17 protein-coding genes are annotated in these 14,003 nt (G+C 63.0%); 5 read left to right on the top strand and 12 right to left on the bottom strand.

The genetic code is table 11. The features are described from left to right. Positions 1-96: 96 nt before the first annotated feature. Positions 97-567 (top strand): GNAT family N-acetyltransferase, encoded by a 471-nt coding sequence (locus MF268_RS07325; RefSeq protein ID WP_238370255.1) that lies wholly within the window; start codon positions 97-99, stop codon positions 565-567. 4 nt (positions 568-571) lie between these two features. Here MF268_RS07325 and MF268_RS07320 read toward each other — a convergent pair whose 3' ends face one another. The 3 genes from MF268_RS07320 to MF268_RS07310 all read right to left on the bottom strand — a co-directional run bounded on the left by MF268_RS07320 (position 572) and on the right by MF268_RS07310 (position 3,238). Then, positions 572-2,131 (bottom strand): trimethylamine methyltransferase family protein, encoded by a 1,560-nt coding sequence (locus MF268_RS07320; RefSeq protein ID WP_238370254.1) that lies wholly within the window; start codon positions 2,129-2,131, stop codon positions 572-574. Between the two features lie 117 nt (positions 2,132-2,248). Continuing rightward, positions 2,249-2,950, bottom strand: a complete 702-nt coding sequence (locus tag MF268_RS07315; RefSeq protein WP_238370253.1) for an HAD family hydrolase — start codon at positions 2,948-2,950, stop codon at positions 2,249-2,251. A 3-nt stretch (positions 2,951-2,953) separates the two neighbouring features. Continuing rightward, positions 2,954-3,238, bottom strand: coding sequence for a DUF3572 domain-containing protein (locus tag MF268_RS07310; protein WP_238370252.1), 285 nt, complete (start codon positions 3,236-3,238; stop codon positions 2,954-2,956). A 94-nt stretch (positions 3,239-3,332) separates the two neighbouring features. On the opposite strand from MF268_RS07310, the gene MF268_RS07305 reads away from it, so the two are divergent. Continuing rightward, positions 3,333-4,730 carry a diguanylate cyclase domain-containing protein gene (locus MF268_RS07305; RefSeq protein ID WP_337926791.1) on the top strand — a complete coding sequence of 466 codons (1,398 nt, stop codon included), beginning with the start codon at positions 3,333-3,335 and terminating at the stop codon, positions 4,728-4,730. Positions 4,731-4,741: 11 nt separating this feature from the next. On the opposite strand, the gene MF268_RS07300 is transcribed toward MF268_RS07305, so the two are convergent. From MF268_RS07300 to MF268_RS07285, 4 genes are all read right to left on the bottom strand, one after another. Beyond that, positions 4,742-5,221, bottom strand: coding sequence for a periplasmic heavy metal sensor (locus MF268_RS07300; RefSeq protein WP_238370250.1), 480 nt, complete (start codon positions 5,219-5,221; stop codon positions 4,742-4,744). 1 nt (position 5,222) lies between these two features. Further along, entirely contained in the window at positions 5,223-5,585 is a 363-nt protein-coding gene (locus MF268_RS07295; protein ID WP_238370249.1) for a hypothetical protein, read from the bottom strand. Further along, on the bottom strand, positions 5,572-6,147 hold the full coding sequence (locus MF268_RS07290) for an RNA polymerase sigma factor (protein ID WP_238370248.1): 576 nt from the start codon (positions 6,145-6,147) through the stop codon (positions 5,572-5,574). The genes MF268_RS07295 and MF268_RS07290 overlap by 14 nt, the downstream gene beginning before the upstream one ends. Before the next feature lie 208 nt (positions 6,148-6,355). Next, positions 6,356-6,862 carry an EF-hand domain-containing protein gene (locus tag MF268_RS07285; protein ID WP_238370247.1) on the bottom strand — a complete coding sequence of 169 codons (507 nt, stop codon included), beginning with the start codon at positions 6,860-6,862 and terminating at the stop codon, positions 6,356-6,358. Between the two features lie 190 nt (positions 6,863-7,052). On the opposite strand from MF268_RS07285, the gene MF268_RS07280 reads away from it, so the two are divergent. Continuing rightward, positions 7,053-7,478, top strand: a complete 426-nt coding sequence (locus MF268_RS07280) for a DUF983 domain-containing protein (RefSeq protein ID WP_238370246.1) — start codon at positions 7,053-7,055, stop codon at positions 7,476-7,478. Between the two features lie 24 nt (positions 7,479-7,502). Beyond that, positions 7,503-8,198, top strand: a complete 696-nt coding sequence (locus MF268_RS07275) for an NUDIX hydrolase (RefSeq protein WP_238370245.1) — start codon at positions 7,503-7,505, stop codon at positions 8,196-8,198. Between the two features lie 4 nt (positions 8,199-8,202). Here the strand turns inward: MF268_RS07275 and MF268_RS07270 are convergent, their stop codons facing one another. Next, positions 8,203-9,102: a DMT family transporter gene (locus MF268_RS07270; RefSeq protein WP_238370244.1), complete on the bottom strand. Its 900-nt coding sequence runs from the start codon at positions 9,100-9,102 to the stop codon at positions 8,203-8,205. Positions 9,103-9,116: 14 nt separating this feature from the next. Further along, on the bottom strand, positions 9,117-10,043 hold the full coding sequence (locus MF268_RS07265; protein WP_238370243.1) for a fatty acid desaturase: 927 nt from the start codon (positions 10,041-10,043) through the stop codon (positions 9,117-9,119). 104 nt (positions 10,044-10,147) lie between these two features. Between MF268_RS07265 and MF268_RS07260 the strand changes: the two genes are divergently transcribed. Further along, positions 10,148-11,008, top strand: a complete 861-nt coding sequence (locus MF268_RS07260; RefSeq protein ID WP_238370242.1) for a helix-turn-helix domain-containing protein — start codon at positions 10,148-10,150, stop codon at positions 11,006-11,008. Positions 11,009-11,152: 144 nt separating this feature from the next. Here MF268_RS07260 and MF268_RS07255 read toward each other — a convergent pair whose 3' ends face one another. The 3 genes from MF268_RS07255 to MF268_RS07245 all read right to left on the bottom strand — a co-directional run bounded on the left by MF268_RS07255 (position 11,153) and on the right by MF268_RS07245 (position 13,952). Continuing rightward, on the bottom strand, positions 11,153-11,914 hold the full coding sequence (locus tag MF268_RS07255) for an SDR family oxidoreductase (RefSeq protein ID WP_238370241.1): 762 nt from the start codon (positions 11,912-11,914) through the stop codon (positions 11,153-11,155). Further along, positions 11,911-13,386 (bottom strand): carnitine 3-dehydrogenase, encoded by a 1,476-nt coding sequence (locus MF268_RS07250; protein ID WP_238370240.1) that lies wholly within the window; start codon positions 13,384-13,386, stop codon positions 11,911-11,913. Before MF268_RS07250 ends, MF268_RS07255 begins: the two co-directional genes overlap by 4 nt. 74 nt (positions 13,387-13,460) lie before the next feature. After that, positions 13,461-13,952 (bottom strand): lipocalin/fatty acid-binding family protein, encoded by a 492-nt coding sequence (locus MF268_RS07245; protein WP_238370239.1) that lies wholly within the window; start codon positions 13,950-13,952, stop codon positions 13,461-13,463. Positions 13,953-14,003: the final 51 nt, after the last annotated feature.

The following is a 14,003-nucleotide window of genomic DNA, read 5'->3' as shown; positions in this document are numbered from 1 at the left end:
ATAAAACTTTACGAACCTGCCGCTTACCGACGGCAAATAAAGCTATATTTCGGTTTTCCGCCTTGCCGGTCGCCGGAAACCCGCTCAGATAGGCCCATGTTCACGCCGAAACGCCACAGCCGCGATGATCCTGATCTCGGTCGCATTCTGAACCTGATCCGGGAAAATTTTGCCTATATGGAGGGCCGGATCGATCCGCCCTCCTCCATGCATCGCCTCACACGTGAGGCGCTGGCCAAGGCATGTGAGACGGGTGAGGTCTGGTCACTCGGCCCGCCGCCCCGCGCCTGCGTGGTGCTGACGTTCAGGCCCGATGCGCTTTACATCGGCAAGCTGGCGACCGACAAAACTCTTCGCGGCCAAGGGCTTGCACATCACTTGATTGCCATAGCCGAGGATCGCGCCCGCGCCCTTGGCGTGCCCCGGCTTGAATTGCAAACGCGGGTGGAGCTAATCGAAAACCACCGCGCCTTTGAAAGGATGGGTTTCGTCAAGACCGGCGAAACCGCGCATGAGGGCTATGACAGGCCGACCTCGATCACCATGCAGCGGCCCGTAACCCCCTGACAGATCAGAAGTCGGTCGGCGCGCCGCCCTCCTCCTTGCGCCGCGCAACAAAGGCGGCCAGCTCCTCGCGGATCGCCGCGTCCATCGGCGGTTCTTCGAAATTCTCGATGATGAGCTTGAACAGAGCATGTGCGCGTTCCGGCGTCCAGACCGCACCCGCCGCCTCCCAGCCCTCATAGTTCTTCCAGTCGCTAAGGAACGGCTGGTAAAACGCTGTTGTGTAACGATCCTGCGTGTGCTGCGTGCCAAAGAAATGGCCCGCGTTGCCCACCGATTTTATCGCATCCAGCGCGATTTCCTCTGGTCCCGTCGCAAAGATCTCAGGCTCCATATAGCGCTGGATCTGCTGCAGGACCTCACAATCCATAATGAATTTCTCGGGGCTCGCGATCAGCCCGCCTTCCAGCCAGCCCGCCGCGTGGTAAACCATATTGGTGCCCGACTGCACCGCCGCCCAAAGCGAGTTTGACGTCTCCCACATCGCCTGCCCGTCCGGCACATTCGCCGCACAGACGCCCGAGGACCGCATCGGCAGACCGTAGAACCGCGCCAGTTGCCCCGTCATCTGCGTGGCGCGCATATATTCTGGCGTGCCAAAGGCCGGCGCGCCCGATTTCATGTCGACGTTCGAGGTGAACGTCCCGATCCCGCAAGGACAGCCGGGCCGCACGTATTGGAAAAGGGCAATCGCGCACAGCGCCTCGGCGATGGATTGCGCCACAGCCCCCGCCATCGTCACCGGCGCCATCGCACCGGCCAGCGTGAACGGAGTCACGATCACCGCCTGCCCGCGCCGCACCAGCCGGAGACAGCCGTCGATCATCGGATGGTCATGCTTCAGCGGCGAGGTCGAATTGATATTGGTATACATGCGCGGCTTGGCCTCGAATTCCTCGTGGCTCAGCCCGCCCGCGATGCGCACCATCTCCATCACGTCCTCGACTCGCTCGGCCCCCAGCGAATAGGCGTGCATCACCTTGTCGGTCAGCGTCAGCTTGTCATAAAGCACGTCCAGATGGCGCACGCTCGCATGGATGTCGACGGGTTCGACCGGGTAGCCGCCCGCGAAGTGGATGCAATTGAAGTACTGCGTCAGTTTCAACATGTTGGCACACATTTCCCGCGTGCCCGCCACCTTGCGACCGATCGACATGTCCCAGTAATTCGGCGGCGATGAAACATTGCCGAACAGCATGTATTTGCCGCCCATGATGATCTCGCGATCCGGGTTGCGCGGGGTAATGGTGAATTGCGACGGCGCCTTGACGATCATCTCCATCACGAAGGCGCGGTCCATGCGCACCACGTCGCCGTAAACGCTGCACCCGGCCTCGCGCAGGATTTCCAGCGCCTCCTCGTTCAGAAAAGCCACGCCGATCTCTTCGAGGATACGCATCGCGCCCTCGTGGATCGCGGCCACCCCTTCCTCCGAGAGCGGTTCGGTCGGACGATCCACATTGATCGGCAGCCGCCACGGCATCTGCTCGATGACAGCCCCGCCACGCCGAGCTGCATTGCCGGCCCGGCCGCCGCCGCGTTTGCGCCTGCTCAACGTATCACCCATGACGACCTCCGCTTGTTGCGCATTCAGAAGGCCAAAGCAGTCAAAAGCTTGCCGCGCCAATTGCGACAGGATCTGTCGTTTTCGGATAGAGGCCAGCCAATTCGGCCTTTGGTCACCTTAATTGACGGAGCAGCGCCCCAGCCATGCGGGGATATGCCCGATATCGGGCAGCACCACATCCGCATGCGGCGCCAGATCACCCTCAACCGCCATGCCGGTCAGCACCCCGATGGTCTTCATCCCCGCCGCGCGCCCCGCAAATAGATCATGGGTACTGTCACCCACCATCACGATCCGCTCCGGCGCCACGCCGATCTGCTTGGAAAAGGCCAGCAATTGTCCGGGCGCGGGCTTGGCTCCGTGACCGCTGTCGCACCCGGCGATGAAATCGAACATCCCGCGCACGCCGGCCTCGTCCAGATGGGCCAGCGCCGGGCTTTCCGCGTCATTCGTCGCTACCCCAAGACGCAGGCCAAACCCTTTCAACTGCTCAAGAAAAGCCGCCAGCGGCACAGCTTCGGCCTGCGGCGCGATCTCGGCCTCTTCGTTCAGCATCCGGAACAGGTCTTCACGGCTCAGCTCGGGGAAATGGGGCGCGAGCACCTCGGTCACCTCGATGGGCGTACCCGCGATGACGATGCTCTCGGGCGAGAACTCCCGCGCCTCGAGATCGAACCCGATGGCATCACCAATCCTGGCCGCGCGGGCGCGATCCCCATCCGTCGCGCGCAGAAGAAACCCTTCGGCCCAGGCCACCCAGGTCGCAGCGAAATCGAACAGCGTGCCGTCCTTGTCGAAAATGATCGCCTCGATTGTCATGGGTCAGGTCCAGTTCATCTGCTCACCGCCGGGCAACGCCGCACGCGCCATCATGATACGGTCATAGGGGGTTTCGTTCGCGTCGCAAAACGACACGATCCACGCGTCGTCCATCAACAGGAAATCCAGCACGGATCCAAGGAAAACCGGGTCTCCTGCCCGTTCTCTCAGGTCGCTTTCGCTGGTGCCGCTCGAGCCGAGGAAAACCGGCAAAAGCTCGTCCTGCGACAACAGCCAGCCCAGCGCTTGGAGCGCCAGAACCTCGGCGGCTTCGGTTGAGATTGACAAATCACAGCCCCTTTTCAGTCAGCGGAAACAGTTTGTTAAGGTCTCTCGTCAACATTGTCATTCAAATAATAATCGAATTCGGAAAGGCTCCGATGTGCTTGGTACCATCCTTATCCTAGATGGAATTTCCACGAACCGAATCATGTTAAAGGTTCAATTGTCGGCCTCCTATTATCACGTGGTGCAGGCCGACCGGATTACCGACCTGCCAAGTCTGCTGCGCCGCTGCCGGCCCGATCTGATCCTCACCGCGATGCGCCTGCCAGATGGCAACGCGATGGATGTGGGGCGCATCATCGGCCAGCCTGATCTTACCCCGCGCATCCCGATCATCGCCATCGCCGCCGAAAACGACAAGGAAAGCCGCATCGCCGCGCTCGCCTCGGGGATCGAGGACGTGATTAACCAACCGATCAGCGACCGCCTGCTTCAGGCACGGATCCGTTCGCTCATGCGCGCCCGCCTCTCCGAGGAAGATCCCTATCTCTCGGCCGTCGCCACCCGCGAATTCGGGTTCTCCGAACCGGTCGCCAGCTTTGGCCGCAAGGCCCGCGTCACCGTCATCAGCAATGACAGCCGCACGGCCCTGCGCTGGCAAATGGCTCTCAAGTCCGAAGGACGGCATCATTTCACCGTTCATCCCAGCAACGACATACAGGCGCTGCTGGCGGACCCGGTGGCCGATGCCTTCGTGATCGAGGTGTCGAACGCGCCGCATCTGAACGGGCTTCAGATGATCTCCGATCTCAGGGCGCGCGCCTCGACCCATCACGCGGCGATGATCGCGGTAGTCGATCCGGCCAATATGGAACGCGCGGTCGAGGCGCTCGATCGCGGCGCGCATGACGTGATGCAGAACGGGTTCGACCCGGCGGAACTGATGCTGCGGCTCGACAAGCAATTGCAGCGCAAGGCAAGGTTCGACCAGCTGCGCGCCTCGGTCCGCAGCGGCTTGCGCGACGCGGTGCTCGACCCGATGACCGGGCTTTACAACCGTCGCTACGCGCTCCCCTACCTAAGCCGGACCCTGCGCGAGGCCGTGCGCGATGGCACGCAATTCGCGCTTTTGCTCGCCGATCTCGATCATTTCAAGCGGATCAACGATGAATTCGGCCATCTCGCGGGCGACGCGGTGCTTGTCGAAACCGCCGACCGGCTGCACGGGCTGATGCGCCCGATCGACATGCTGGCCCGTGTCGGTGGCGAGGAATTTATGATCGTCATGCCCTGTATCGACAGTGCTTCGGCAACCGAGGTCGCAGGACGGCTCTGCCGCGAAATCAACGCGCGCCCCTTTGCAATAAAGGACCATCACGAACCCGTGCCGCTCACGATCAGCATCGGCGCGATGGTGGGCCTGCCCGGCGACATCCTGCCCTCGGATATCGAAGGCAGCGCGAAATCCCTCATCGAGGAAGCGGACCGCGCGCTCTACCAGGCCAAGAACGGCGGCCGGAATCAGGTTATGCTGTCCCCGGAACAGGCGGCCTGATCCGGCACTTCTCAGGGCTTTTTGCGGCTGGTTTTCTCTTCGATCACCCGGTCAAGCCGTTCGACATACTCGGCCCGCTCGCCCGCATCCATCGCCGCGATCCGTGCGACCCAGTCCACCTGTGCCTGCTCGATGAAATCGTGGCGCTTGTCGATCTGGCGACGCATAGCGTCTTCCAGTGCCGCGGAATCGAAAGGCTCGGCGATCAAAAGGGCTCGGATCTCGGCGAAATCCGACTGCCGTTCCGCATCCCTGACAAGGCTGTCCCGCTGGTGCATAGCCTCGCGGATCTCGCGCTTGTCCTCGCGCGGCAGCGCCCGGAACAGCGCCGCCCCGACCGAAGGCGGACGGTCACGGTATCTTGGACCGTCATGGCCCTGACGCATGACCGCGCCTACCATCAAGCCGATGAACAGAAGGTTCGCCGCCAGCGAAAGGATCAGAACGATACGGAACCGGCGCGACCGGCCGGGTTTCACATCTTCAACCATCTCAGAAATCCTCTGCCATCGCCATTTGCAGCGTCTCGCTGGCAAAAAGATCGACCTGCGTCTCGGTGTTCTGCATCAGGATCGCCACCGGATCGGGCATCGAAGCCGGGGGCGCAAAGCCCATCCAGACACCGGCGGCACAGGCTGCCGCCAGCCCGCCGATCCCGGCCCAGCCGCCCAGCACTTCGCGCAGTCGCTCAAAGAAACCGGTCTGACCAGCGGTCGCACCCGGTGCGCCCCGGCCCTGCTCCCGTCCGGCATCCGCCAGTATGCGCGCGCGCAAGCCATCAGGCAGGACGACACTGTCACGCCGCGCGGCGTCGAAAAACGCGTTCAGATCGCTGTGCTCGTCATCCATGTTCATACCCCAGTTCTTCCCTGCGCCCGGCCAGCAATCCGGCGAGCGCCCGTTTGCCCCGCGCCGTCAGGCTCTCAACGGCTTCGGTGCTGATATCCATGATCCCGGCGATCTCCGGGTTGGACAATTCCTCTATATGGCGCAAGACCACCGCTTCGCGTTGCCGCTCGGGCAGTTGCATCAGCGCCACCTGCAACGCGTCCACGCGGGCCGCGTCCTGCATCTGTTCCGGTGCCGTGGGCGCCGGATCGGCCGGTTCGGCAACCTCGTCGATCGAGGCCATGCCCCCGCGCCGCCGCCGCTTGAGATCGATGCAGAGATTCAGCGTCACCCGGTAAAGCCAGGTCGACACCTTGGCCGATCCGCTTTCCCAGTCGGGCGCCACCCGCCAGAGCCGCAACATCGCATCCTGCGCCACGTCCTCGGCTGCCGCCGCATCACCCAGCACCCGCAGGGCCACCGCATAGCTGCGCGGCGCCAGACTGTCGGTCAGCGCCCGCGCGGCGCGCGGATCACCGGCGGCAAAACGTTCCAGCCACTTGGCATCGTGATCCTGGATGGACGTCATAGAGGGCGATACTTCCGTTTTCCTGCCTGCCTGTCGCTGATCCCGCGGACGGGCTGCGGTGCCCGCCGTGGCGGGAACCGTCGTTACCGGGGTCAGGCTGCTGACCCTCTTCCTTGCATGTCCGGCCGGTCCCGGCCAGACCCATGCCCGTTCCCGGGACACGCCGTCCTGCGGCAAGCCGCTCAGGATCGCGCGTCCCGGCACCGGATCAATCCTGCGGCGCGGGTTTCGTTTCGCCCTTGTCGCCCCGCTTCATGTGGCCGTCCCCGTGACGCTCTTTCATCCGCTCCTGCATCTGGGCGAATTCCTCTTCCGAGATGGCACCGTCGTCATTGGCGTCGACCCGGTTGAACATCCGCTCGGCGCGGTCCTTCGGCGGCTGCGGCATTTCCTCGGCGGAAATCATGCCATCGCCGTCCTTGTCAAAGCGCTTTATCATGCCGTCGACCCGCGCTTCGGCCCGCTTCATCGCACCGGCCAGCATCTCATCGCGGTCCAGCACGCCGTCTCCGTTCGCGTCGCCCTCGTTGAAGCGGTTCATGCGATGGGCTTGCATCTCTTCAATGGTGATGCCGCCATCGCCATTGGTATCGAGCGACTCAAAGCTGATCGGCTCGGGACGCGGGTGCATACGGCCCTCGGCCAGAACCGACGTCGCCGTCACAGTCGCTGCGACAACCAGAATGCCCGAGATAAAACCTTTGTAATTCATCATATCTTTCCTCTTTACTCGACCGGCTTGTCCCGCCGACCATACATCTCAAACGCGGCCCCCCCGGGTTTCCGTCGCATCGCTTTCGGATTTTTTTTCCCGCCCGGCTTTGCGACATCGCGACGCAACGGCGACCTGCCCCCTTTCGGATCGCGCATCAAAGCGTATTTTCTGCGCAAGGAGTACGATTGCCATGAGCCATGATACCATTGTGACGACCCCATCGGAGCTGCCGCAAACCGATGAGAAAACGGACGGACGCCCGCTGAAACCAGCGCTGTGGCGTGGCTGGCGGCGTAAATGTCCCAATTGCGGTTCGGGTCCCCTGCTCAAGGGGTATCTCAAGGTAAACGACAGCTGTCAGGTATGTGGAGAGGAATTCTTTCACCACCGCGCCGACGATGGCCCCGCCTATCTGACGATCCTGATCGTCGGCCATCTGATGGCGCCGGGGTTGCATTTCGCCTTTGTCACATGGCGCCCTGAACCGATGACACTCTTCACCATTTTTGCGGTTGGCTGCGTCGGTTTATCCCTCTACCTTCTGCCCAGACTGAAAGGGGCGATTGTCGGCTATCAATGGGCGCGACAACTCTATGGCTTCGGGAAAACCGGCTAAGAGACGCCCCGCGAAGGGGGGCGAATGAGCATAGACAAATCGGCAATCCGGAACGCAGCCACGGTAATCGTGCTGCGTGACCGTCATCATGAACCTGCCATTCTGATGGGCCAGCGCGGCGCCAAGGCCGCCTTCATGCCAAACAAGTTCGTCTTTCCCGGCGGCGCGATCGACCCGGGCGATGCCGAGATTCCTCTGGCCCGCCCTCTGCCCGCGCTCTGTAGTGAACGCTTGGCCGAAAACGCCGAACCGGGGCTTCAGCACGCGCTGGCTGCCGGCGCGATCCGCGAGCTGTGGGAGGAAACCGGTCTGGTGCTCGGCACGCCCGGCGACTGGCCCATGGTCCCGCCGCCCGACTGGGAAACCTTTGCCGCCACCGGCCACCTGCCCTCGGCCGAGGCGCTGCAATTCGTGTTCCGCGCACTTACGCCGCCGGGCCGCCCGCGCCGTTTCGATGCACGGTTCTTCCTTGTCGATGCCGCCCATATCCAGGGCGATCTGGATGACTTCGACGCCGCCTGCGACGAGCTTTCACACCTGCAATGGATCAGGCTGACCGACGCGCGCAATTTCGACCTGCCCTTCATCACCGAGGTGGTTTTGGCCGAGGTGGAGGCCCGCGTGCGCGATGAAAACCCGCCGCAATCCGTGCCCTATTTCCACAATGGCGCCGAAGAAAGCCTTTTCCTCCGCCTCAAGGGCTATCCGCAGCCGGACTAAGCCGTCAGATCACCGCGATCAGCACAAGGATCGACAGGCCCAGCAGCGCCATGCCGAACAACTCGCGCGTGGAGACTTTCTCGCGGAAGAACAGCACCGTCGCCAGCAGCGAAAGCACCATCTCGATCTGGCCCAGCGCGTTCACATAGGCGGCGTTCTGCAAGGTAAAGGCCGTGAACCAGCAGAACGAGCCAGCCATGGAGGTCAGCCCGATCCAGACCGCCGTGCGCCGCGCTGCCCAGACCGCCCGGATCTCGGTCGGCTCGCGCCAAGTCAGCCAGACCGCCATGGCAATCATCTGCATCGTCACCACTGCAGCCAGCGTGATCCCGGCCCGCTCGGGCGCGGCAAGGTCAAGCTGGAGCGACGCGCCACGATAGGTCACCCCAGAAATCGCGAAAAGCACGCCCGATCCCAGCCCCAGCAACGGCCCGCGTGAGGTCAGCTGCCGCCACCACGGCCCGGTGATCTCGGGCGTATTCGACAGGATCAGCACCGCGATCAGCCCGATCAGGATGGCCAGAAACGCAGGCAGGCTCACCCCCTCGCCCAGCACCACCCAGCCGACCAGCGCGGTCTGGATCACCTCGGTTTTCTTGAAGGTGATCCCCACCGCGAAATTGCGCTGCTTGAACAGCATCACGACAAAGACCGTCGCAAGGATCTGCGTCAGCCCGCCCACGGCAGCAAAGCCCCAGAATGCCGGCCCCAGCGGCGGCAGGGATTTCCCGGTGGCGTAGAGATAGATCGCCAGCGCGATCAGCACGAAGGGCGCAGAATAGAGAAACCGCGCGAATGTCGCACCGGCGGCGCTCAGCCGCGTGGTGCTCAGCGTCTTTTGCAGCATGAACCGCGCCGTCTGGAACGACGCGGCCGCAAGCGTGACGGGGATCCATAATTCCATGCCATGCTAATGACTTACTTTCCCGGCCCCCGCCAGAGCGGATGCACCACAGGGTCCTTCGCGCGCAGGAAAAAGCGCCGGAACACCTCGCCATAGGACCGGTAGGTATAGCCCTTGTTGATCGCAAGAAAGCGCGCCCGCCCCGCCCGGTAGATGGCGGGCAGCCGGTACCACGGCACGCCGGGATGCATGTGGTGGACCAAGTGCAGGTTGTTGTTCAGGAAAAGAAACGCCAGCACGCCACGATCCTCGATGATCACCGAGCGACCACGCACCTTTTCATGGGCCTGATGCTCAAGGAATGTACGGATGCGCAGCACGCCCAGCGCGATGTAGCAGGCCACGAGATAGGCCCAGAGCGGCATCGGCGAAAGCCAGACCAGCGCCAGCACCATCGCCCCACCGATCAGATGCGCGCCCCACGCCCGCGCCACCCCCGGCGCCCCGGCCCGGATCAGGCGCAGTTCCGACGCCATGAATACCACCTGCCCGATCACCGGCCCGATCAGGATGCGCCCCGCCAGCGTGTTATTGACGCGCAAGAGCCCGCGCTGCCACATGGGCAGCCACGCCCAGACCACCGGGTCAAGGTAATTGCTTTCGGGATCGTCATAAGGATCGGTCAGGTTTGAATCGCGGTGATGCGCCAGATGCAGATCGCGGAACCGCGCATAAGGCACGCTCAGCGACAGCGGCAGGAACATCACCGCCTCGTTCCAGAAACGGTTGCGAAATGGATGACCATGGAGCGCCTCATGGGTCAGCGATGAATGCAGAACGGCGGCAAAACTCACCACCGGTATGATCGCCGCCCCCAGAGGCGCTGCTGCCCAGAACAAGGCCCCCAACCAAGTTCCGTAACATCCTGTTATCAATAGGAATGTAAACCACTCCACAGTCGGCGCGCGGTCCTGTACCCGCGCGCGTGTCGCAATTGTCATTGTTGTTTTCCGTGTCTGTCCCGCCTCCAGTAAACAGCATCACAAAACTGTGACAATTCGGTTTACAGTAAACAAATCTCCACAGTGATGATATTTGTGAACATATGATCGAAAAAATGGACAAAAGGGTTAGGGCTGCCCAATTCCGCGCCCGCCTCGCCGACGCAATGGCCCAGACCGGCACCACGCAAAGCGAGTTGTCACGGCGCATCGGGGTGGACCGGTCGACGATCTCCCAGCTTCTGGCGGATGAGGGGGCGCGGCTGCCTAATGCCCATGTGGTCGGGGCCTGCGCCTCGGTGCTCGGGGTGTCTGCCGACTGGCTCCTGTCGCTCTCGGACCGTCGCGAAAGCGCAGCGGAACTCATGGCCGGATCGCTCTCGCTCACCGAAGCCCCGCGCGCGCTGGTCGATGAGAAAATCTTCGACTGGCACAAAGAGGCGGCGGGCTACAAGATCCGCCACGTGCCCGCTTCCCTGCCCGACATGCTCAAGACACGCGCCCTCATCGAATGGGAATACAAACCCCATCTGGGCCGCACCGCCGATCAGGCCATCGGCGCCTCCGAGGACCGGCTGCAATGGATGCGTGGCTCGGCCTCGGATTACGAGATCTGTATCCCGATCTACGAGCTCTACTGTTTCGCGCAGGGCATCGGCTATTACCACGATCTCGATGCCGGGGTGCGGCGCGAACAGATCGATTTCCTGCTTGCCCTCTGCGACCAGCTCTACCCGCGCCTGCGGATCTATCTCTTTGACGCGAAACGGCTATATTCCGCGCCGATCACCATTTTCGGCCCGCTGCTCTGCGTCTTTTATGCAGGTGGACATTACATGGCCTTCCGCGACAGCGACCGCATCGCCACCTTCACCGGCCATTTCGACATGCTCGTGCGCGAGGCCGATCTCTCGGCCCGACACTTCCCCAAACATCTCAAACGCCTGCGCGATTTTATCCGGTAAAGACAACATCCGCATGGGGCGGCAAATCAAACCGGAAGAATGCGCCGCAGGCGCCCCGCTGAACAACACCCTCTCGGCAAGCGCAACGCCCGCTAGGGCATGCCAAATCGACAAAAAGAATGCGCCGACAGGCGCGCCGCTTGATTACACCTTTGGGTCCGGATTCACCGTAAACCCGTCCACCGCGATCACCTGACCCGACACCAGACGCGACGCGTCACTGCCCAGAAACACCGCCATATCAGCAATGTCCCTCGCCTCGACGAAGTGTCCCATCGCGGTGCCGCTGGCATAGCCGTCATAGACCTGATCGCGCGTCATCCCCTTGGCCGCCGCCTCGCGCTGTAAGACGCCCTCCATACGCGGCCCTTCCACTGCGCCCGGGCAGATTGCATTGGCGCGGATACCGTCGCCGCCCAGCTCCATTGCTAGGGTTTTCATCAGCCCGATCACCCCCCATTTCGCCGCCGCATAGGGCGAGCGATTGGGATAGCCATATTGACCGGCAGTCGAAGAGGTCACGACAATCGATCCGGCCCGCCCCTGTTTCAACAGGGGAATGGCGTGTTTCGCGGTAAGAAACGCGCCATCCAAAGTCACCCCCAGACAGGCGCGCCAGTCCGCCAGCGCGACATTCTCGACCGAGGCCGTCGGCCCGGCGATGCCGGCATTGATGCACAGCACATCCAGCCCGCTCCACTTGCCCGCCACCTCGGCAAACAGCGCGTCGACCGCAGCCTCATCGGACACATCCGTCAAACTGGTCGCCCAGCTATCGGGACAGGCGGCCAGCGCGGCCTCGTCCACATCCGAAACCCAGACATCGAACCCGGCCGCGTCAAAGGCCTCGCCCATGGCGCGGCCGATCCCGCCCGCGCCCGCCGTGATCAGAACCCGGCGTTTCACTTTGGCGCCCGGATCGCGCTGCCTGCCCCCTCGGGATAGGGCAGCCCGGCCTGCGCCTCGGCGATCTTGGCCATCGCCGCCGACACCGCCTCGGACGGCTCGCAGGGACGACGCGTCTCAAGGCTCACATGCAGCAGGAAGCTCTCGCCCGTGGCCAGCAGCTTGTCGCTTGCATACATGGAATGGAATAGGTGCAGCTTCTTGCCCTGCCCGAGCAGCATCTGCGTGCGCACCTCGATCCGCTCACCTGCCCGCACCTCGTCGAGATGGCGAATATGGGTCTCGGCGGTGAAATAGCTCATGCCGCCTTCGATATACTCGTTATTCGCGCCAATCAGGTCCATGAACCGGTCGGTCGACTGGGCAAAGGCATCGAGATAGCGCGATTCCGTCATGTGGCCGTTGTAATCGGTCCAGTCGAGCGGCACCGCCCGCGCAAGCGTCACAATCGGCTGGCTCAGATCACCCATCGCCTCAAGCGGGGTGCCGAGCGGCGTGCCACCCTTCAGTAACGTGTCATGCGACTTTAACAAGGCGCCCGCGCCCCAGTCCTGCGCCTTGAGCGCCCGCATCATGGCCACAAGGTTATTGTCCCGGATGCGTTCGAGTTCGCGGATCGAATAGGCCCCGGATTGTTCGTCCGACTGCCCGGCGATCAGATCGACAAGCTCATCATTGAACTCCGGCACATCCATCAGCTTGGTCCAGGGGAATTTCAGGCAAGGCCCGAACTGCGCCATGAAATGCTTCATCCCGGCTTCGCCGCCGGCCACGCGATAGGTCTCGAACAGCCCCATCTGCGCCCAGCGGATACCAAAGCCATAGCGGATCGCGTTGTCGATCTCTTCGGTCGTGGCGATCCCGTCTTTCAAGAGCCACAGCGCCTCGCGCCACACCGCTTCAAGGAAACGGTCCGCAATATGCGCGTCGATCTCTTTCTTCAGATGCAGCGGGTAAAGCCCAAGCCCGGTCAGCTCTGCCTTGGCCGCCTCGATGAAAGCGGCTTCATTCGCCTCGGTTGTCACCACCTCGATCAGCGGCAACAGGTAGACCGGGTTGAACGGGTGGGTCACGATGATCTGCCCCGGCGCGTCCGCCCCCTGCTGCAATTCACTCGGCTTGAAGCCCGAGGTCGAAGAGCCGATCACCGCGCCCTTGTCGCAATGCGACTGGATCTGCGCAAAGATTTTGTGCTTGAGCTCCAGCACTTCCGGCACGCTTTCCTGAATCCAGACCGCGCCCTTCAGCGCTGCGCCCATGTCATCGTGAAAGCTCAGCTTGCCTTCCTCGGGCAGCGGAGCATCCGAAAGCCCCGGCAGCGAGCGCCGCGCATTGGCCAGCACTTCACCGATCTTGCGCTCGGCTTCCGGGTCGGGATCGAACACCTGCACGTTCCACCCGTTCAGCAGGAACCGCGCGGCCCATCCGCCGCCGATCACCCCACCGCCAACAATCGCTGCTGTCTTTGTCATGTCCTGTCTCTCTTCTTTCTCGGGCGGGTGCGCGACCTCTGCCCGGCCCTTTCATCCAGCCGCCGAAACGCGGCCTATTTCGCCATTTCCAGCTTGCTCAGGTCGAACCCGTACCAGTCGAGGATATCCCGCGCCGCCGCGATCCGGTCGGGCGACCCGCCCGGGCTGCGATCAAGGATCTGCCCAAAGGAACCTGCCCGGTCGCTGATCACCACGGTGCGGTAATCCGCATCCGTCCAGAGCACCCAGATCTCGTCTTCGACATTGCTGCGCCCCACCGGACGCAGACGTCCCGGTTTGATAACCTCCAGCGGTGCAAAACGCGCCTCGGGCGCGCCCGGCCCACCCTCGGCAAAGGTCTCGGCCGCGCCGTCCCAGGCGTAGCTGACCGGCAGCGCATGGGGCGCCTGCCCCTCGGCCGCGAAAGCCGCGACGACATAATAGGTCCCGGCAAACCGCGCCGGTTCGAACCGTGTCGTCGCCGCAATCGGCGCCTCCGGGTTGCGATAGCCCGGTGCCTCGCCAAGCCCGCCACACCCGGCGAGCAGGAGCAAAAGCCCCGCCAATGCTGCGCTGCGGCGGTGTACAGGGGGTGTACGGCTTGTGCACCGTTTGTG

The sequence above is a fragment of the Heliomarina baculiformis genome (assembly GCF_019966545.1).
GTDB lineage: Bacteria > Pseudomonadota > Alphaproteobacteria > Rhodobacterales > Rhodobacteraceae > Heliomarina > Heliomarina baculiformis.
This window is presented reverse-complemented; position numbering and strand designations above follow the sequence as displayed.